The 18,761-nt window shown below is 66.5% G+C and carries 17 protein-coding genes and 2 tRNA genes; 6 read left to right on the top strand and 13 right to left on the bottom strand.

All coding sequences use genetic code 11. The features are described from left to right. Positions 1-9: 9 nt before the first annotated feature. Positions 10-1,689 carry a methyl-accepting chemotaxis protein gene (locus ACIGJC_RS23295; RefSeq protein ID WP_483711776.1) on the bottom strand — a complete coding sequence of 560 codons (1,680 nt, stop codon included), beginning with the start codon at positions 1,687-1,689 and terminating at the stop codon, positions 10-12. Between the two features lie 253 nt (positions 1,690-1,942). On the opposite strand from ACIGJC_RS23295, the gene ACIGJC_RS23300 reads away from it, so the two are divergent. After that, positions 1,943-3,049, top strand: coding sequence for an S-(hydroxymethyl)glutathione dehydrogenase/class III alcohol dehydrogenase (locus ACIGJC_RS23300; RefSeq protein WP_483711777.1), 1,107 nt, complete (start codon positions 1,943-1,945; stop codon positions 3,047-3,049). Positions 3,050-3,065: 16 nt separating this feature from the next. Next, on the top strand, positions 3,066-3,908 hold the full coding sequence (gene fghA / locus ACIGJC_RS23305) for an S-formylglutathione hydrolase (RefSeq protein WP_483714361.1): 843 nt from the start codon (positions 3,066-3,068) through the stop codon (positions 3,906-3,908). A 53-nt stretch (positions 3,909-3,961) separates the two neighbouring features. On the opposite strand, the gene ACIGJC_RS23310 is transcribed toward fghA, so the two are convergent. The 4 genes from ACIGJC_RS23310 to ACIGJC_RS23325 form a co-directional block, all read right to left on the bottom strand. Next, entirely contained in the window at positions 3,962-4,216 is a 255-nt protein-coding gene (locus ACIGJC_RS23310) for an RNA-binding protein (RefSeq protein ID WP_483711778.1), read from the bottom strand. A gap of 42 nt (positions 4,217-4,258) precedes the next feature. Further along, the gene (locus ACIGJC_RS23315; RefSeq protein ID WP_483711779.1) at positions 4,259-4,831 is read right to left on the bottom strand and encodes an N-acetyltransferase family protein; all 573 of its coding nucleotides are present in this window, start codon (positions 4,829-4,831) and stop codon (positions 4,259-4,261) included. 368 nt (positions 4,832-5,199) lie between these two features. After that, positions 5,200-5,276: transfer RNA gene (locus ACIGJC_RS23320), tRNA-Arg, on the bottom strand. 98 nt (positions 5,277-5,374) lie between these two features. Continuing rightward, on the bottom strand, positions 5,375-6,127 hold the full coding sequence (locus tag ACIGJC_RS23325) for a hydrolase (RefSeq protein WP_483711780.1): 753 nt from the start codon (positions 6,125-6,127) through the stop codon (positions 5,375-5,377). A 302-nt stretch (positions 6,128-6,429) separates the two neighbouring features. Here ACIGJC_RS23325 and ACIGJC_RS23330 point away from each other — a divergent pair, with 302 nt between their 5' ends. After that, a complete protein-coding gene (locus ACIGJC_RS23330; protein WP_483711781.1) occupies positions 6,430-8,274 on the top strand; it encodes a GGDEF domain-containing protein in 1,845 nt (614 codons plus the stop codon). Between the two features lie 121 nt (positions 8,275-8,395). On the opposite strand, the gene ACIGJC_RS23335 is transcribed toward ACIGJC_RS23330, so the two are convergent. From ACIGJC_RS23335 to ACIGJC_RS23365, 7 genes are all read right to left on the bottom strand, one after another. After that, positions 8,396-8,482, bottom strand: a tRNA-Leu gene (locus ACIGJC_RS23335). 95 nt (positions 8,483-8,577) lie between these two features. Beyond that, positions 8,578-9,876, bottom strand: coding sequence for an amidohydrolase family protein (locus ACIGJC_RS23340; protein WP_483711782.1), 1,299 nt, complete (start codon positions 9,874-9,876; stop codon positions 8,578-8,580). Between the two features lie 73 nt (positions 9,877-9,949). Next, complete coding sequence (locus ACIGJC_RS23345) at positions 9,950-10,651, bottom strand: TetR family transcriptional regulator C-terminal domain-containing protein (RefSeq protein WP_483711783.1); 702 nt, start codon at positions 10,649-10,651, stop codon at positions 9,950-9,952. Continuing rightward, on the bottom strand, positions 10,651-11,340 hold the full coding sequence (gene upp / locus ACIGJC_RS23350; protein ID WP_483711784.1) for a uracil phosphoribosyltransferase: 690 nt from the start codon (positions 11,338-11,340) through the stop codon (positions 10,651-10,653). Before upp ends, ACIGJC_RS23345 begins: the two co-directional genes overlap by 1 nt. Before the next feature lie 108 nt (positions 11,341-11,448). Continuing rightward, complete coding sequence (locus tag ACIGJC_RS23355; RefSeq protein WP_483711785.1) at positions 11,449-12,753, bottom strand: URC4/urg3 family protein; 1,305 nt, start codon at positions 12,751-12,753, stop codon at positions 11,449-11,451. After that, positions 12,750-13,988, bottom strand: coding sequence for a GTP cyclohydrolase II (locus ACIGJC_RS23360; RefSeq protein WP_483714362.1), 1,239 nt, complete (start codon positions 13,986-13,988; stop codon positions 12,750-12,752). Before ACIGJC_RS23360 ends, ACIGJC_RS23355 begins: the two co-directional genes overlap by 4 nt. Positions 13,989-14,260: 272 nt before the next feature. Then, positions 14,261-15,352 (bottom strand): acyltransferase family protein, encoded by a 1,092-nt coding sequence (locus ACIGJC_RS23365; protein WP_483711786.1) that lies wholly within the window; start codon positions 15,350-15,352, stop codon positions 14,261-14,263. A 255-nt stretch (positions 15,353-15,607) separates the two neighbouring features. On the opposite strand from ACIGJC_RS23365, the gene ACIGJC_RS23370 reads away from it, so the two are divergent. Together ACIGJC_RS23370 and ACIGJC_RS23375 are read left to right on the top strand one after the other, a co-directional pair. Further along, entirely contained in the window at positions 15,608-16,525 is a 918-nt protein-coding gene (locus tag ACIGJC_RS23370) for an amino acid ABC transporter substrate-binding protein (protein WP_483714363.1), read from the top strand. A 192-nt stretch (positions 16,526-16,717) separates the two neighbouring features. Beyond that, complete coding sequence (locus ACIGJC_RS23375) at positions 16,718-17,020, top strand: amino acid ABC transporter permease (RefSeq protein WP_483711787.1); 303 nt, start codon at positions 16,718-16,720, stop codon at positions 17,018-17,020. Positions 17,021-17,089: 69 nt separating this feature from the next. On the opposite strand, the gene ACIGJC_RS23380 is transcribed toward ACIGJC_RS23375, so the two are convergent. Next, the gene (locus tag ACIGJC_RS23380) at positions 17,090-17,842 is read right to left on the bottom strand and encodes a hypothetical protein (RefSeq protein ID WP_483711788.1); all 753 of its coding nucleotides are present in this window, start codon (positions 17,840-17,842) and stop codon (positions 17,090-17,092) included. Positions 17,843-18,120: 278 nt separating this feature from the next. Here ACIGJC_RS23380 and ACIGJC_RS23385 point away from each other — a divergent pair, with 278 nt between their 5' ends. Beyond that, a complete protein-coding gene (locus tag ACIGJC_RS23385) occupies positions 18,121-18,681 on the top strand; it encodes an HdeD family acid-resistance protein (RefSeq protein ID WP_483711789.1) in 561 nt (186 codons plus the stop codon). Positions 18,682-18,761: the final 80 nt, after the last annotated feature.

Consider the following 18,761-nt stretch of genomic DNA (forward strand, 5'->3'; position numbering starts at 1 on the left):
CTGCAGCGTTCAGAATTTTTCCCAGTCTTCGCCGCCGGCACTGTCAGCGCGCGCCGCGCGCAGTGGCTGCGCCTTCTGCGCGACTGGCTGGCGCAGAGCCGCAGCGGGCCTGCGCGGCGCGCCGGCATTGCCGCCGTCATGCCGTGCAATCCGGAACGCCGCGACGGCCTGGCGCAATGCTGCCGCCTGCTCTTCCAGCGAGTGGGCCGCCGCCGTGGCTTCTTCGACCAGCGCGGCATTCTGCTGGGTCACCTGGTCCATCTGCGCGACCGACTGGTTGACCTGCTCGATGCCCGTGCGTTGTTCCACGGACGCCGCCGCAATCTCGCCCATGATGTCCGTCACGCGGCGGATCGACTGCGTGATCTCCGTCATGGTCGCGCCCGCGCGCGTCACCAGGTCCGAACCGCTGCGCACGCGATCGACCGACGTGCTGATCAGCGTGCGGATTTCCTTGGCCGCGCCAGCCGAACGCTGCGCCAGGCTGCGCACCTCGCCCGCCACCACGGCAAAGCCGCGCCCCTGCTCGCCCGCGCGCGCCGCTTCCACCGCGGCATTGAGCGCCAGGATATTGGTCTGGAATGCGATGCCTTCGATCACGCCGATGATGTCGGCAATCTGGCCAGAGCTGTCCGCAATCTGCGTCATGGTGGCGATGACCTGCTCCATCACCTCGCCGCCGCGATTGGCGATCTCCGACGCATTGTCGGCCAGTCCGCTCGCCTGGCGCGCGCTGTCCGCGTTGTGCTGCACGGTGGTGGTCAGCTCTTCCATGCTGGCTGCCGTCTCCTGCAGCGAGGCCGCCTGCTGCTCGGTACGCGAGGACAGGTCCGAATTGCCCGCGGCGATCTGCGCGGTGGCCGTGGCCACCGAATCGACCGAGGCACGGATGCCGCTCACGGTGCCGGCCAGTTTGCCTTGCATGCGCTGCATGGCATAGAGCAGGCTGGAGGTGTCGTCCTGGCGCAGGTCGATCTGGCGCGTGAAGTCGCCATCCGCGATGCTGTTGGCGACCGATGCGGCATAGGCGGGCTCGCCGCCGAGGTCGCGGCGCACGCCGCGCAGCAGCCAGGCGGCCAGCAGGGTCGCCGCGCCGCCCACGATCACGAGCATCAGTAAGGAGTGGAATAGTGCCTGCCGGAATGCCGCCTCGATGTCATCGACATAGGCGCCGGTGGTGACGGCCCACTCCCACGTCTTGAAGGCCTTGATATAGCTGACCTTGGGCAGCGGCGCGCTCGCGCCCGGCTTCGGCCACATGTAGTTGAGGAAGCCCGAGCCCTGGCCGCTGGCGATCTTCGCGATTTCCACGTAGATGGCCACGCCGTTGGGATCCTTCATCCCGGTCAGGTTCTTGCCTTCGTTCTCGGGCTTGAACGGGTGCATCAGCGAGCGGCCCGAGAAGTCCGTGACCGAGACATAGCCGTCGGTTCCGAAGCGCAGCGGGCGCAGGCGCTCTTTGGCCAGCTTCTGCGCGTCTTCAAGGGACATGCCCTGGCTGGCAGCCTCTTTCTCGACGGACGCGATCAAGCTGACCGAGGCCTCGGCGACGCTCTGGATCTCGCGTTGGCGGCCGGCGAACATCTCCGCGCGCGTCGCGAACGCCTCGAACGTGCAGATGCCGAGCATGGCGATCCAGATCAGGCCGAAGGGAATCCAGAGCCGTTGGTTAAGGGTCAGAGTCTTCATTACTATTTGCGATGTGGGGGCAACGGGTGGGTCATTGGGACGGGATGCAACCGCGAGCGCCAATGTCTCCAGCAAGCAAGCAACGGAACGATCCGGCGATTGCTCACCCCACTTTCGTAGGGCATCTCGCACGATGCGGCCGATCAGCGGCCAGGCACATCGAAGAAGTGATGCCTGTGTCTCCCCGTAAGGCCGTATAGTCATGCCTCCGGCCCAGGCGGGCCGACCACTTTCTCTTTCCCAGGAGGATTCCATGAAGACCAAAGCCGCTATCGCCTGGAAAGCCGGCGCCCCGCTGACCATCGAAGAGGTGGACCTGGAAGGCCCCCGCGCCGGTGAAGTGCTGGTGGAAATCAAGGCCACCGGCATCTGCCACACCGACTACTACACGCTGTCCGGCGCCGATCCGGAAGGCATCTTCCCGGCGATCCTGGGCCATGAGGGCGCCGGCATCGTTACCGACGTCGGCCCGGGCGTGACTTCGCTCAAGCCGGGCGACCACGTGATCCCCCTGTACACGCCGGAATGCCGCCAGTGCAAGTTCTGCCTGTCGCGCAAGACCAACCTGTGCCAGGCCATCCGCTCGACGCAAGGCAAGGGCCTGATGCCGGACGGCACTTCGCGCTTCTCGATCGACGGCAAGCCGATCTTCCATTACATGGGCACGTCGACGTTCGCGAACCACATCGTGGTACCGGAGATCGCGCTCGCGAAGATCCGCCCTGACGCGCCGTTCGACAAGGTCTGCTACATCGGCTGCGGCGTGACGACCGGCGTGGGCGCGGTCATCTTCACGGCCAAGGTGGAAGCCGGTGCCAACGTGGTGGTGTTCGGCCTCGGCGGCATCGGCCTGAACGTGATCCAGGGCGCGAAGATGGTCGGTGCCGACAAGATCATCGGCGTCGACCTGAACCCCGCGCGCGAAGCCATGGCGCGCAAGTTCGGCATGACGCATTTCGTCAACCCGAAGGACGTGGGCAACGTCGTCGACCATATCATCCAGCTGACCGACGGCGGCGCCGATTATTCCTTCGAATGCATCGGCAACACGCAGGTCATGCGCCAGGCGCTGGAGTGCTGCCACAAGGGCTGGGGCAAATCGATCATCATCGGCGTGGCCGAGGCCGGCGCGGAGATCTCCACGCGCCCGTTCCAGCTCGTGACCGGACGCGAATGGAAAGGCTCGGCCTTCGGCGGCGCGCGCGGCCGCACCGACGTGCCGAAGATCGTCGACTGGTATATGGATGGCAAGCTCAATATCGACGACCTGATCACGCACACGCTGCCGCTGGACCGCATCAACGAAGGCTTCGACCTGATGAAGCGCGGCGAGTCGATTCGTTCGGTGGTGCTGTACTGAGGAGCCGGCCGTGACTCTGGAACTGTTGTCCGAACACGGCTGCCATGGCGGCGTGCAGCGCTTCTACCGGCACGCCTCGACCACCATCGGCCTGCCGATGCGCTTCTCGGTGTACCTGCCGCCGCAGGCGCAGCCCGGCGCCAGGCTGCCGGCGCTGTTCTACCTGGCGGGGCTGACCTGCACCGAGGAAACCTTCATGATCAAGGCCGGTGCGCAGCGCTTTGCCGCCGAGCACGGCCTGGTCCTGGTTGCGCCGGACACCAGTCCGCGCGGCGCCGGCATGCAGGGCGAGGCGGATGCCTGGGACTTCGGTGTGGGCGCGGGCTTCTATGTCGATGCGACCGAGGCGCCGTGGCACACGCACTGGCGCATGGAAAGCTACGTCGCGCAGGAGCTGTTCGATCTCGCGAGCCGCGAATTGCCGGTCGATCCGGACCGCGTCGGCATCTTCGGTCACTCCATGGGCGGACACGGCGCGCTGGTGCTGGCTCAGCGGCATCCGCGGCGCTTCCGTTCGGTGTCGGCGTTCGCGCCCATCGCCGCGCCGATGCAGTGCCCGTGGGGAGAGAAGGCGTTCACCGGCTATCTCGGCACGGACCGCGGCCGCTGGGCCGAACATGATGCCAGCGCGCTGATGGCGGCCCAGAAGGCAGCGCCCTTCCCGGCCGGCATCCTCGTGGACCAGGGCCTGGCGGACCAGTTCCTGGCGAGCCAGCTCCATCCCGGGGCGTTCGAGGCCGCCTGCGCGGCGGCGGGCCAGCCGCTGACGCTGCGCCGGCATGCCGGCTATGACCACGGCTATTACTTCATCAGCACCTTTATCGCCGACCACATCCGGCACCACGCCGCGCAACTCTGACCATGCGGCATCGAGGACGATGATGACGATGCGCGGCGGCCGCCGCGCATCGCTCAGATGTAGCGTTCCGTCATCGCCAGCGCGCTCAGGCGCCGGCGCTTCCAGAACATGCCGTGAATCCGCGTCAGCAGCTTGCGCAGGGTGGCCGGGTCCAGTGCGCTGAATGTCAGCATGACCGCGGGATTGCTGCCATCGCCGGGCACGTGCTCCAGGGCATCGAATGCCGGCAATCCGTACTTGACCAGGAATGCGCGGATCTCGTCTTCGGTCGTGCCGGGCTCGATATTGCCGAGCAACAATACAGACATCGCGACCTCCCTCCGTTCACTACGGCCCCGTCACCATCCACTTCATCCAGCGTCTGCGGCATCGGCCTGCTGGTCCAGCTGCAATGTGACGATGCGCAGGGTCGCGTCATCGGGGCACCCGACATCGGAAAAACCAAGGCGGCGCGCCAGGCGCCGCATGGGCGTGTTCATGGCCAGCACGAATCCCTCCATGCGCGCATAGCCACGCGCACGCGCCGTCTCGATCAGCGACGACATCAGGATGCGCCCCAGGCCCGCGCCATGCCAGTCGTCATCGAGCGTGATGGCGAACTCGCAGACATCGCTGCCGGGCGCGGCCACGAAACGCGCACCGCCCACCAGACGGCCGCTTTGTTCCCCGACTTCCGCCTCGCTCCAGGCGACGAGCGCGCATTCATGGTCCGGCTCGGGGTGCGTGGCATGCTCCAGCATGGCCTCGGGCAACTCCCGCATGGGCGCCATGAAGCGGGTGTAGCGGGCGTCGGCCGACAACCGCGAAAACGCGGCGAGCAACCCCGAGCGGTCTTGATCGCAGATTTCGCGAAGCAGGATATGGCGGCCATCCCGCAACGTCAGGCGGGTGGGCGTGAAGGGCAAGGGAGTCGGTACGGGCATCGGTGCGAGGTCTTCGTCACTGGCTGAAATGGGAACCCGGGCTGAATCGCCGAAGTTCATTCACTGTAGTGCCAAATGACGCACCATGCAGAACGGCGCAAGCGTTGGAATTGCTCGCCAAAATGGCCGAGGTTCGCTGCGAACTCGAGCAACGGCGCCAGTCATCCCGGCGGGCGGCGTGCAAGCTACGGCGTAGCGGTCCAGCCGTGATGCAGTTGCATGGCTCGAAGGCGCACGCCTGAAATCGCAACGGAACAAGTTGACACTCCCCGGGCCCAACAAGCGTTGCATGACGCGATGAAACGAATGCGTGCGCCGGAAATGAAAAAGGGCTTCCGGTTCCGGAAGCCCTTTTCTTTCTACATAGGTGGCGCGGCTGGCAGGATTCGAACCCACGACCCCTTGGTTCGTAGCCAAGTACTCTATCCAACTGAGCTACAGCCGCACGCGAGACATAGATTGTAACCCAGTTTGGGTTTTGTGCAAGCCCCTTCCGCGAAAAATTTTCAATCAGCAGGCCAATCGACTGTGCGGCAATGACGGCTACCAGCGATAGCGCGCGCCCACGGTGCCGCCGGCATTCCGCCCCGCCTTCACCTTGAACCAGAGCTTCACGCCCGATGCGGTATTGCCGTGCGCGCCGATATTGAACGAGAACAGGCCGCGCAGCAGGTCCGTATCGATCTTCGTGCCGTTGATGTTGATGGTCTGCTTGCGGCTGTCCTGCCACCAGTCGGCTTCGACGAACGGGTACACGCCCGCGAGCCGGGTCGGCTGGGCGCCGTAGAGCCGAACGCCGAAGCCCGTGGCACTGGAATCGCCCAGCATGTCGGGCGCCTGCGTGCCCGTGGCCGGCGTGCCCGGTTGATACGCCAGTTGCACGCGCGGCTGGATGGTCAGGCCACCGGCATGCGGCACGACGGCGTCCAGCGCCACCGCCATGGTGCGCACGCGGCTGTCCACGAAGCCGCTGGCGGTGGTGATGTCGTCGACATGAACCAGGATCCGCCGCGGGCCGTAGCGCAGGCGCTCAGTATCGACGTCGATGGCCGCGAGGCCGGGCGCGTCGTCATCCGGCCCAGCACCTGTCGTGACCTCGATGCGCGGGGAGTACGCGTTGTGTTCAACGGCAGACGAGGCAGAACCACGTGCCGGTGCCATCCCGCCAAAGTCGCTCGCTTGCACATGCTGCCAGCCGAGGATCGAATCGGTGCCCGGGGCACCCTCGTCGGCCCTGGCCACGGAACACACCAGCATCGCCAGCACGCAGCAGCATTGCAGGGGGTGTTGACGCACCCCATGCGGTGTCGCGGCACAGTCGTGCCACGCAGGGCATGCCCCTGCCTCCCTCTCTCTTGATGATGACAAGACCTCAGTCATGGCAACCACCTTCGGACGTTATCCAAGCTTGCCCGATTTGTTTGAGCATAGGCGATATGCCCGCCATCGGGAAAGCGGCGAATGTCCGCTTTCGCGCGGCCGCTGAGCTTGCGTTCCGGACAGCCGCCCGGTCGTCCCGTTTAGTGGAGCAATGGCGTCGGCTTTGCCCGAAGCCCTGATGGTTTTCGTCAATAATGTCGAAAACTCAACGATTTCCTATGCCTGCCTTCCTGACCGAACAGGCGCGGGAGGAGACCACCATGGCGTTCTGGCGAAGACTTCGCCCTGCCGGGAACACCGGCGCCAGCCATCCGCTGGCAGCAGGCCGAAGCCGGAGCCTGAAGCGCAAGCTGTCTGCCGTGACAACCATTGCCGCGCTGTGTACGGTTGGCCTGGCTGCGCTGCTGATGGCGCATTCGTATGGCGATTTCGCCGCGGCGCGCCAGAACCTGTATGACATCTCGGAATACCGTGTCCTGCTGGACGCGGCCAATGTGCTGTCGGCCGAACGCGGCCCCGCCAACAGTGTGCTCGGCGAAGCCCCCGCGGAGAAAAGTGCCGCGCGCGACCGGCTGCGCGAATTCCGCGCTCGCAGCGACGCCGCGCTCACGCGGCTGCTGATGCCGCCGGCGGCGCCCGCGGGCCTGCACCAGCACCATCTGCCGCCATTGATGGTGGAACGCGTGCGCGAGCGCCTGCGCCGGGCCCGCACGGAGGTCGATGCCCTGGCCAGCCGGCAGCGCGAAGACAGGCAGATGGATGAACTCCAGCACGCCATCGAAGGCATGTTCGAGGCCGTCGATGCGCTGCAGCCGCTGATCGGCTGGCAGGTCAGGCAGTTGTCGGCATGCCACCCGGGCCTGGCCGCGCCCGCGCTCACCGGCAAGATGCTCGGCGATTTGCGCGAGTACGGCGGCCGCGCGGCCTCCCAGATCATGGCGCCCGTTGCCGCGCACCAGCCGATCCCGATCCGCAGCCTCGCCGATACCTCGCGCTCGCGCGGGCGGCTGCTGGAGCTATGGGAACTCGCCGGTCCGGCCTACAACATGTATGGCGACACCCCGCAACTCGAGCAGGCGTACGCCGACGCGAGCCACCAGTTCTTCGGCCACGGCTTGTCCATGGTCGACAGCATGGTGGCGCAAGGCCGCCTGTCGGGGCATTACTCGATGACCCCGACAGAATTCACCAACCGCTATGTGCCGACACTGGAGCCACTGGAGCGGCTGCGCCGCGCGTTCCTGGACGAGGTAATCGCGCATTTCGAGGTCGACCGCACGCGCGCGCTACGCGTCCTTGCAATCGCCGGCAGCGCGACCGCGCTGATCCTCCTGGTGCTTGGGTACCTGCTGGTGTTCGCACAGCGCTCGGTATTCCTGCCGTTGCTGCATGCGCGCGATGCGGTCATTGCGCTGGCCGAAGGCCGCAGCCGACCGGGCTTTGGCGTGCCAACGACCGGCCGCGAGATGCGCCGCCTGTTCGATGCGCTCGACATCCTGCGCCGCAAGCTGCGCGAGCGCGCGTCGCTCACCGAGCAGCTCGAACATCTGGCCCGCACCGACAGCCTGACCGGACTGCTGAACCGGCGCGCGCTGGAGCATGTTGCCGTGCAGCCGTCCGATCCTGCCGGACCGGAGACGGTGAGCCTGATCCTGATGGACGTGGATCGGTTCAAGCAAATCAACGACCGGCACGGCCACCCCGCCGGAGACGAGGTGCTGCGTGCGCTGGCGGACCTGATGCGCGACCGGGTGGATCCCGCATTCGCGCTGGCGCGCTTTGGCGGCGAGGAATTCGCGGTGCTCGTCCCTGGCGCCGGGACCGAAGACGCGGCGTCCATGGCGCAGGTATTGCGCACGGCGATCTGCGCCGAACCGATCCGACTGGCTGACGGTACACGGCTGCCGGTCACCGCCAGCTTTGGCGTGGCGACTGCCCGCAGCGGCGCTATCCATTGGCCGCAACTGTTTGCCGCGGCGGATGCCGCGTTGTACCGCGCCAAGACCGATGGCCGCAATTGCGTGCGGCGCGCCGATGAACCTGAAGAGGCCATCGAAGATTGAGCGCCAGCAAGCCGCGCGGCCCTCGCGCGGCGACCGCATCCGCCGCGACACCTGCCGACACCCGCCAATAGCCAGCCGTAAACGGAAAAAGGCCCGCATTGCTGCGGGCCTTTTCTGAATTTGGTGCCCAGAAGAGGACTCGAACCTCCACAGTGTTGCCACCGCTAGGACCTGAACCTAGTGCGTCTACCAATTCCGCCATCTGGGCTTCGTTTCACTGCATTTCTGCTGCGATGCGAAGAACGCAATTATGCTGACCACCAGAGACCTTGTCAACACTCTTCGGTAAAAAATCTCTGCATGTCAGCGCCCGCGCGCCGCCTCGCTGCGCCTGGCGACGAAGTCCACCTGCGGCGGTCGATCTGGCAAATGCAGCGTAGCCGTGGCCGGCGGCGTGCTGGCCACGGTCTTGCCGCCGCGCACAACAAGCAAACGCGTCGCGCGCAAGCGGATGGCCTCGACCGGATCGCGCGCCTGCAGCAGGACCAGGTCCGCGCGACAGCCCGGCGCAAGGCCATAGCCATCGAGGCCCAGTATCTGCGCGGGCGCGGTCGTCACCGCAGCAAAGCAGCTGCGCATGGCGTCCTGCCCGGTCATCTGCCCCACATGCAGGCCCATGTGAGCCACCTCCAGCATGTCTGCGCTGCCCAGGCTGTACCAGGGGTCCATCACGCAGTCATGCCCCAACGCGACCGGCACGCCGGCCGCCAGCAACTCGGGCACGCGCGTCATGCCACGCCGCTTCGGGTAGCTGTCGTGGCGGCCCTGCAAGGTGATGTTGATCAGCGGGTTGGCGATCGCGGCGACGCCCGCCTCGCGCATCAGCGGCAGAAGCTTGGACACATAGTAGTTGTCCATCGAATGCATCGACGTCAGGTGCGAGCCGGCGACGCGTCCGTGCAGCCCCAGCCGCACGGTCTCGCTGGCGAGGGTTTCGATATGGCGCGACATCGGGTCGTCGCTCTCGTCGCAATGCATGTCGACGCGCAGGCCCCGTTCGGCGGCCAATTCGCACAGCACGCGCACCGATGCCGAGCCGTCCGCCATGGTCCGCTCGAAATGCGGAATGCCGCCGACCACCTCCACGCCCATGTCGAGCGCGCAGCGCAGGTTGTCGAGCGCGCCCGGCGCGCGCAGCACGCCGTCCTGCGGGAACGCCACGAGCTGGAGATCGAGGTAGGGACGCACGCGCTCGCGCACGTGCAACAGCGCCTCCACGGCAAGCAGGCGCGGGTCGCACACGTCGACATGCGAACGGATCGCCAGCAGCCCCTTGGCCACGGCCCAGTCGCAGTACGCCAGCGCGCGCTCGACCAGCGCCTCCTGCGTCAGCAGCGGCTTCAGCTCGCCCCACAGCGCAATGCCTTCGAGCAAGGTGCCGGACTGGTTCACGCGCGGCAGCCCGTAGGACAGCGTGGAATCCATATGGAAATGCGCATCGACAAACGGCGGCGTCACGAGTTGCCCCGCGGCATCGACCTCGGTGGCGGCCTGCGCGGCGAGCGCCGCTTCCACCGCGACAATGCGGCCGTTGTCGACGCCGATATCGATGTCATGGCGCCCGTCAGGCAGCGTGCAGTGGCGCAGGATCAGTTCCAGCATGGTCGCTCCAGGATCGGATGGTTCGTAGTTCAGGGTTCGGGCTCGGCGCGACGATGCGGAGCAGGCAGGGCACCTACGGCGTGGGCACGCCCCGGACAAGCGGCGCAGCCACGGGCCCCAGCCCGCAACCGCGCAAGAGCAGCGTCACCAGATGCTCGGTGGCCAGTTCGAAATCGCGCCGGCCCAGTTGGCTCACGCCCAGCACGGCGCAAATCTGCGATTCGAAATCGGCGTAGGTCTGGGTCGCCGCCCAGATGGTGAAGAACAGGTGCTGCGGATCCACGCTGGCCATCTGCCCATTGGCGATCCACTGGCGGATGACCGCGGCCTTGTGCGCCACCAGTTCGCGCAGCGCATGGCGCAACACTTCGCCGATCTCCGGCGCGCCGTGCAGCAATTCATTGGCGAACACGCGCGATGCATCGGGATGGCTGGCGGACAGCCGCATCTTCGCGCGGATGTACGCTTCCAGCGCCACCTGCGGCGGCAGTTCGGCGCGGATGGCCTCGGTCTCGGACAGCCACAATTGCAGCGTGTGCGCCAGTACCGCGCGATACAGCGCCTGCTTGGTGCGGAAGTAGTAGTGCAGGTTGGATTTGGGCACGCCGGCGCGCACGGCGATCTCCGCCATGGTGGCCCCCGCGAATCCGGCACGTGCGAACACGTGCTCGGCCGCGCGCAGGATCATGGCCTCGTTCTCCTGCCGGATGCGCCCGCCGCTTGCTTCGCGCGCGAGCGGCAGGCGCCGCGCCGTGGCCGTCGCGGGCCCGTCCATCACCGCGTGCCGTAGAGGCGGTCCCCGGCGTCGCCAAGGCCGGGCACGATATAGCCGTGCTCGTTCAGCTCCTCGTCGATGGCCGCCGTGACGATGGCAACGTCCGGATGCGCGGCCTGCAGCGCGTTCAGCCCCGGGCGCGACGCAATCAGGCAGACGTACTTGAGCATGGTCACGCCGCTCTCCTTGAGCCGGTTCAGCGCCGCGATGGCCGAATTGCCCGTGGCCAGCATCGGATCCACCACGATCACGATCCGCTCCTGGATATCCTCGGGCATCTTGAAGTAGTACTCGACGGGCTCCAGCGTTTCCGGGTCGCGGTACAGGCCGATATGGCCCACGCGCGCGGCGGGCAGCAGTTCGAGCATGCCGTCCAGGAAACCATTGCCCGCCCGCAGGATCGACACCAGGCAAAGCTTCTTGCCCGCCAGCACCGGCGACCGCGTGGGGCCAATCGGTGTCTTGATGGCGATGGTCTCCATCGGCAGGTCGCGCGTCGCCTCATAGGTCAGGAGCTGGCTGATCTCGCGCACGAGCCGGCGGAAGTTATCCGTCGTGGTCTCCTCGCTGCGCGCCAGCGTGACCTTGTGCTGGACCAGCGGGTGGTCCACTACCAGTACGGGGGCGGTGACGGCGGGGGCGTTGGCGGCTTCGGCCGGCGCCACGGGGACGGCAGACACGTCGTTCATGATGACGCTCCTATGCAATCGGGCTGGCGGGGAATCGCGGGTGAATCAGGGATTGCACCGCCGGGCGGCATCGGCCGGCGGGCAAGCGCTACGGCGTAATCACGGCGCTCAGAACACGGTGCCGTCGCTGTAGATCGCGAAGGGCGGCGGCCCGCCGGGCCTGCGCTTGGCGGCAATGCGCCGTCCCGCGGCCCAGGTGCCGCCTTCGAGCACGCGCGCCAGCGGGAACGCCGCCTCGGTCAACCCGAGCGCCTGGCGTACGCCATCGGCCACGAGATCCAGCCCCGTCACGGTGAGCGCACGCCATTCGACGATGACCGGCTCCTGCACCTCGTGCGCCACGGCCGCGAATCCCGGGTCGCGCGGCACCATCAGCTCGAAGTCGAACAGCAGGCCGCCGTTGCGGTACTCGGGCAGCCCGGTCAGGGATGCCAGCCCCGTGACAATCAGGCCGGCGTCCTCGAGCGGCTCCAGCAGCGAATACGTCAGCCACTGGGTCAGCTTGTGGAACGGCACCAGCCCGCCGGGGGCGGCCGGATGCCGCCAGGTATCGCCGAGCGAGACCCCCTCCAGCACCACCCGCCCCGGCCAGACCGGACCGAGCGCCACCAGCAGCGTCCTCAGGATGAAGCTCGCCTCGATACGGTCATCGACCGCATTGGCCTTCAGGTAGTCGAACAGGTTGCCCAGGCGCGCCGGCGAGCCGAACACGGCTGGCGTGGCCTGCATGACTTCACCCAGGCGGCGCAGCAGCCCGGCGCGCCCTTCCAGGCCCACCAGCGGATTGTGCTGTGCAACCTGGAAGGCCGTGGCGATGGTCGAGGCGTCGATGCGCATCAGCCGCTCGGCATCGGCGCGCAGCGGATCGCCCGGCTCGGCCGAAAAGCCGCCGCGCGCGAACAGGTCGAAGCTGGCCACGCCGAGCCCTTCCGAGCGGGTCAGGATCAGGTCGCTGGCCGGATCGCGGTAGCGCCAGTCGGGGCCGGCACCGGCATCCAGCAGCACGCTGGGAATGACCAGGTCGATGCCGATCCGGGCGCGGTCCTCGCGGTGCTCGGGGCCGCTCAGCGCGGCGCGCTCGCACAGGATCTGCCAGCGGTCGAGCCGCTCGCCGGAGCCGCCGCTTTCGAAGTGGCGCCAGCGGCTGTGGTACGGCACGCGCAGGTCCGGATAGCGCTGGCGGATGGTGCTGGCGACATAGTCCGCGATCGCATGGACCCGGTCGGGATGCCAGGTGAACAGTTCGGACTGGCCGGCCGCCACGTGCTCGGTGACGGCCGCGCAATGCGTGCGGACCGCCTCGGCACAAAGCAGCGCTGCAGCCGGATGCCCCGCCGGCACCGGACTGTACCAGCCGCTGCCGTGGCCGTCGGTCGATCCGCCCGGCCGGTCCGCTTCGGGATACGTGCTCATTCGTTCAACCCCCTGCCCTTTGCCAGGGCGAGTTCGTTGGCGTCAGGCGGCGTGTAGTGCGTGAAATAGCCGGCCGCCACCTTGGCGTCGATTTCCACGCGCGCGTCCGCCGGGATCAGTGCTTCGGGTATGGCCACCTGCTCGACCACTTCAATACCCTGGGCCACCAGCGCACCGTGCTTCATGTTGCTCATCGACGCCCAGCGGTCGATGCGCCGGATACCGAGCCAGTGGAAGACATCCGGCATCAGTTCCTGGAAGCGCATGTCCTGCACACCGGCCACGCACTCGGTGCGCGCGAAGTAGGTCTCGGCGCGGTCGCCGCCGACCTGGCGCTTGCGGGCGTTATAGACCAGGAACTTGGTCACCTCGCCCAGCGCGCGTCCTTCCTTCCGGTTATAGACCACCAAGCCTACGCCCCCTTGCTGGGCCATGTCGATGCAAACCTCAATGCCATGCGCGAGGTAGGGGCGGCAGGTGCAGATGTCGGAGCCGAACACGTCCGAGCCGTTGCACTCGTCATGCACGCGGCAGGCCACGTGGGTGTCGGGCTTGCCGAGCTTGGCGATATCGCCGAAGAAATAGAGCGTCATGCCGCCGATCGGCGGCAGGAATACCTTCAGGTCGGGCCGCGTCACCAGCTCGGGGAACATGCCGCTGGTCTGCTCGAACAGGCTGCGCCGCAGCACGGTTTCCTTGATATCGAAACGGCGCGCGAGCCCGGGCAGGTACCAGACCGGATCCACTGCCGCCTTGGTGACCTTCACGTCGCCGTTGGCGTGGAGGATGTCGCCATCAGGCCTGAGCCGCCCCGCCGCAATCGCCGAGGCCAGCTCCGGCATGTTGATGTGCGCGCGCGTCACGGCGATGGTCGGGCGGATGTCCACGCCCGCGGCGATACGGTCGGCAAAGACACTGGAAACGAGATGGCCCCATGGGTCGAGCGAGACAATCTTGTCCGCATCCGCCCACTGCGGGTGCGGGCCGATTGCCTCGGCCGGCGCGGTATCGGTCAGGTCCGGCCGGTGGTCGCGCTGAAGGCGGCCCGAAGCCACGGCCAGCGCCCGGTAGATGGCATAGGCGCCCGAATGCGTGCCAATCACATTGCGCCGCTCGGGGTCCGTCAGGCTCGCAATCACCGGGCCGCGTTCCGCTGCCGTTGGCGCTCCCCAGTGAATCGGCTCGGCCGGTTTGTCGCGGCGCGCGTGCGAAGTCAGGACGATATGGTCGGACATGACAGCCCTCGATTCCATGATGGAATCCTGACCAAACGGTCAGGTTTACGCTTCCATACTAGGCAATCTCCATGCCATCCCCAATGCCCGTTGCCGTCCCTTGCGTGGGCCGTCGCACGCGGGCAACGGTCGCGCGCCGCACCATGAACGGGCAAGCGGTATCGCCGCGCGCGGCGCGCACGCACCACGAAAAAGCGGCACGTGCCGGGATGGCTACGTGCCGCTGATGTCCGTTGCGGTCCGCGCGGGAGTGCGGCGGTCCGGCCCCAGGGTCAGGTGGTCGATTCCTTCGGCGCGCCACGGCGGCCGCCCGGCACGAGCGCACGCAGCGCGGCGAACGGACTGGCACTTTCTACATAGCGGTAAAACAAGGTTCCGGCAACATTGCTCGCCAGCCAGGCGAACAGCATGCCCAGCGCGTTGAGCACCGGGTTCCCCGGCGCCAGGCGGGAAACCACCGCGTTCACAATCAGGCAGACCGGGAAATGCACAAGGAACACCGAATAGGAGATCCGGCCAAAGAAGCCCACCACCGCCGCGCGCGGCCAGCTTTCAAGCCAGCCGCCGCGCCTGGCCACCGCCAGCAGCAATGCCGTGGCCAGCGCCACCGCGATCCGCAGCCGGAAATCGACGATCAGTGCCGCGAGCCCAAGCGCCCCCAGCAACAGGAGCGGAATGGCCGACCGTTCGGCATTGGAGGCCCAGTACGCCAGCGTGCCCATGCCGTAGGCACCGAAGAAATACACCGCCCAGATATCCCACCCGGCATCGCGGTTGAACCAGAACAACGAGGCCACCGCCAGAGCCGACACCACGACCACGCCCGCCTGGGCACCCTGGCCCGACACGCTGCGCGCCAGCCACAGCGCCGTCACCAGCAGCGCGAACAGCTGCAGGTCGATCGCCACGTACCAGACGCCCGCCGACAAGGCATCGACATCCAGCACGTTATGGAGCAGCAGCACATGGGCAAGGAACTGCATCAGGTGCGGCGGCGCGGGGATCGAGTCATGGACCATCCACGTCCGCGCAATGGCAGCCCCCGCAATGCTGACCAGGATCGCCGCCGCATACGGCGTGACCAGCTTCTGGTAGCGGCGCCAGACCGCGGTCAACGGATGCTGCCGGATCACCAGCCTGCCCTGTGGCGCAAGGCTGCGTGCCGCCAGGAAACCGCTCACCACCAGGAAGACCTGCACCGCGATGCGGGCGTATTGCGACAGCCAGTCAAGGACATCCGGCGCCAGCGAATAGGCCGAATCGGACATGGGGCCGTAGAACGCCAGGTGATGGAGCACGATCAGTTGCGAGCTGACGGCCTTGAGGGCGTCAATGCACGCGAGGCGCGAAGGACGGGGGCTCATTGATTGTTATAAGAACGTTACAAATGCGATGGGGGCGATTTTACCGCCTTCCCGGCATCTGTTTGCGCCTCATTTGTCACAATTTGAGTAATCGTTACACAAATCACCGAGGTATGCCTTTTTCGGAATCGCCATGTTCAATGTCTTAACGGCGAAGCATTTGCTTATGAAAAAGTTGTCGTTCCTCCAGGCAGAGCGCGGGTATACCCTTCCGGTTTTGCTGCAACTGGCGTGACTACGCCTTCCCCGCACCCTATGTCGTTCGCCCGCTCGTTCGCTCCTCGCAAGCTGTTCCGTCCCCTGGCCGCCCTGCTGCTGTCGCTGGCCACACTCGCCCCGCTCGGCGCCCGCGCCGAAAGTCCGGTGCTCGACAAGATCCGCGACAGCGGCACCATCGTGCTCGGCTATCGCGAGTCCGCACTGCCGTTCTCGTTCGCCGATGACAAGGGCAAGCCGGCCGGCTATGCGGTCGACCTGTGCCTGCGCGTAGCCGAAGCAACCCGCCAGAAACTGGGCCTGAAGGACCTGAAGGTGCGCTGGATGCCGCTCACGCCGCAGAACCGCTTCCCCGCAATGGTCAATGGCCTGGTGGACCTGGACTGCGCCCCCAATACCAACTCGCTGGAGCGGCAGAAGCAGGTAGCGTTCAGCGTGTCGCATTACGTCTCGACCGTGCGCATGCTGGTGCGGGCCGACTCCGGCATCCAGTCGTTCGAGGACCTGCGCGGCAAGACCGTGGTCACCAGCGCCGGCTCGACCGGCGACCGCCATGTGCGGCACATGAAGCAACAATACGGTTATCGCGACATTTACGCGAAGGACCATGGCGAATCGTTCCTGCTGCTGGAATCGGGTCGCGCACAAGCCTTCGTGATGGACGACGTCCTGCTTGCCGGCCTGCGCGCACGCGCCAAGGACCCGGCTCAGTGGGTGATCGTCGGCCCCGCCCTTTCGACCGAGCAGAACGCACTGATGATGTCGAAGGCCGATCCGGAATGGAAACAGGTCGTCGACCAGACCCTGGCCACCACGTTCGCGGGTCCGGGCATCGCGTCTCTGCAGAAGCGCTGGTTCCAGCAACCCATCGGCAGCCGCAACATCAACCTCGCCCTGGCCCCGTCGAACCAGGTGCGGGAGGCATGGAAGCACCCGTCCGACACCACCACGGAGTGACGCCGTGATTTCCGGCATAGGCGCACGGATACGGCAATCCATGGTTTCCATGAATGCTTACCGCCGGGTAGGTACCAAGTTGACAGCGTGGCGATAGCTTGGCGACACTGAAACCGGTTGTCCCCGCCAGAGGGGCAACCGAGAAGAACCGCCCAACGGGGTGGCATAACCAGGCTGGACTCAGGAGAAATCATGAACAAGTTCGTTGCGACTGCCATCGTGCTCGCATTGGGCACGGCTGCTGTAGCCGCCCAGGCGCAAACGGGTGGCAAGAAGTTCGACCCGTATACGCAGGGCGCCAAGTCTGGTCAGAAATTCGACCCGTACACCGAGGGCGCCAAGTCCGGTGACAAGTTTGATCCGTACAGCCAGGGCGCCAACAAGAGCACGCGCAGCGACCTGACCGACGCTCCGGCTCCGGACGCCAAGAAGCCGGCCAAGAAGTCCAAGACCAAGGCCAAGAAGAAGGCGGCTCCAGCGGCACCGGCCAGCTGATACCCGGCACCAATGCAAAAAAAGCCCGTGCATAGCACGGGCTTTTTTGCGTCTGGGGGGTGATGCAGGCTACGGTGCCTGCGTATCCTGCTCCATCGCCGTCACGTCGATGCGCTGCACCTTGCCGTCCTGCATGACTTCGGTACGCAACACGAAGGCCTCGGCCGGACAGTACCAGTCGGTGATATGCATGACCGTGGGTTCGACCTGCACGACTTCCTCCCCCACCAGCAGCGGCCCTAGCGACGTGCGCTTGTCATAGGTGACGGGCAGGCATTCCTTGCGGCCCATGACGGTATTGATCATCTGGCGGCGGCCAACCTGGCGCGAACTGATATGGATGGAGGCGTGCGGCACGTGCATGGTGCTGACCACCTCGTCGGAGCCGAGCGGATAGACCTTGAGCGACAGGCTCGATTCGAACGTCTCGCCTTCGAGCGTGGCCCCTTCGCGCAGGCTCATGCCGGCATAGTTGAACACGCCACGGCCTTTGAACGCCGCCTCGCCAAACATGCGCGCGTAGCGCGCTCGCGCGTTGATGACGGCGTGCTGGCTTTCAATGCTGGTCTGGTCGGCAGGCGTGCGCCGGTCAATATTGACCTGATGCACCTGATCCATGACGACAGGCGGTCCCATCAGCGCGGACATGGCCGATTTCGAGTTGATTTCGAGTTGGGCGTGGCAGCCCGAGGCACTGCGCCCGACGTCGCGCAAGGTCATGGTAATCGACATCGGCAACGCGCCGTCCCCCTCCATCTGCACGTGCGACCCCGAGCGGAACCACTGCGCGTCGCAGAGCGCGGCGCCGGGCGATGGTGGCAAGGAAGCGTGGGGTGCCGGGGCGGCGGGCCGCTCTTGCGCCCAGGCGCAGCCGGCCCAGAGCAGCGCCAATGCCACCGCTGCCGCCTTTCGCCGAACATGCTGCGCCTTTGTCTTCACATCATTCCCTGTCTAGAATGGTCTTGCCGTCTGCTTCTGACTGGCCTGGCCGGCACGCGGTCTGTGCCAGCGCCAGCGCGTTTCCCGCCCACTGTCCCATCCGGCTCCACGGGGCCGGGCCCGTGGCGTTCCGGCGTTCCGGCACCTTGCAGGAGAATTCCATGCTTCAGTACTACGCGAAATTATGGTGGGTGATTGCCCTGCGCGGTCTGCTGGCGCTCGTTTTCGGCCTCTGCGCGCTCTTCGCCCCGATCGCCACGCTGGCCGCGCTGATCATCATCTTCGGCGCGTTCGTGGCAGCCGACGGGTTGATGGCACTGCTGATGGCAATCTCCGGCAAGCAACGCGAGAGCAGCGACCGCTGGATCCTGGCGCTGCAGGGCCTGCTCGGCCTCGGTGTCGGCGCGCTCACCTGGCTGAGCCCGACGATTACTGCGTTGTCCCTGCTGATCTATATTGCCGCGTGGACCTTGGCCACGGGCGTGCTGCAGATGGTTGCGGCCGTGCGCCTGCGCAAGGAGATCCCGAACGAATGGTCGCTGATCCTGACCGGGCTGGTCAGCATCGGGTTCGCGTTCTTGGTGCTGTGGCGACCCTTGGCCGGGGCGCTCGCTGTGCTCTGGATGATCGGCTCGTGGGCCATTGTGTGCGGCATCCTGCTCCTTGGGGTGGCGCTCCGCTTGCGCAGTGCCCGCCGCACCCCCTTTGCCCAACCAGCCTGACGGCGACGGACCGTGCCATCGCCAGTTCCTTGCGCCTCAGGATAGCTTCGGAAGGCGGGTGGGTCCCTCGCCCGTGCTAC

This window comes from Cupriavidus sp. C3SS-1 (assembly GCF_057073755.1).

Bases quoted from the DNA above. Each gene is read 5' to 3' on its own strand.
- ACIGJC_RS23295 (WP_483711776.1), bottom strand. From the start codon at position 1,689: ATGAAGACTCTGACCCTTAACCAACGGCTCTGGATTCCCTTCGGCCTG.
- ACIGJC_RS23300 (WP_483711777.1), top strand. From the start codon at position 1,943: ATGAAGACCAAAGCCGCTATCGCCTGGAAAGCCGGCGCCCCGCTGACC.
- ACIGJC_RS23310 (WP_483711778.1), bottom strand. From the start codon at position 4,216: ATGTCTGTATTGTTGCTCGGCAATATCGAGCCCGGCACGACCGAAGAC.
- ACIGJC_RS23315 (WP_483711779.1), bottom strand. From the start codon at position 4,831: ATGCCCGTACCGACTCCCTTGCCCTTCACGCCCACCCGCCTGACGTTG.
- ACIGJC_RS23330 (WP_483711781.1), top strand. From the start codon at position 6,430: ATGCCTGCCTTCCTGACCGAACAGGCGCGGGAGGAGACCACCATGGCG.
- ACIGJC_RS23340 (WP_483711782.1), bottom strand. From the start codon at position 9,876: ATGCTGGAACTGATCCTGCGCCACTGCACGCTGCCTGACGGGCGCCAT.
- ACIGJC_RS23345 (WP_483711783.1), bottom strand. From the start codon at position 10,651: ATGGACGGGCCCGCGACGGCCACGGCGCGGCGCCTGCCGCTCGCGCGC.
- upp (WP_483711784.1), bottom strand. From the start codon at position 11,340: ATGAACGACGTGTCTGCCGTCCCCGTGGCGCCGGCCGAAGCCGCCAAC.
- ACIGJC_RS23355 (WP_483711785.1), bottom strand. From the start codon at position 12,753: ATGAGCACGTATCCCGAAGCGGACCGGCCGGGCGGATCGACCGACGGC.
- ACIGJC_RS23360 (WP_483714362.1), bottom strand. From the start codon at position 13,988: ATGTCCGACCATATCGTCCTGACTTCGCACGCGCGCCGCGACAAACCG.
- ACIGJC_RS23365 (WP_483711786.1), bottom strand. From the start codon at position 15,352: ATGAGCCCCCGTCCTTCGCGCCTCGCGTGCATTGACGCCCTCAAGGCC.
- ACIGJC_RS23370 (WP_483714363.1), top strand. From the start codon at position 15,608: ATGTCGTTCGCCCGCTCGTTCGCTCCTCGCAAGCTGTTCCGTCCCCTG.
- ACIGJC_RS23375 (WP_483711787.1), top strand. From the start codon at position 16,718: ATGAACAAGTTCGTTGCGACTGCCATCGTGCTCGCATTGGGCACGGCT.
- ACIGJC_RS23385 (WP_483711789.1), top strand. From the start codon at position 18,121: ATGCTTCAGTACTACGCGAAATTATGGTGGGTGATTGCCCTGCGCGGT.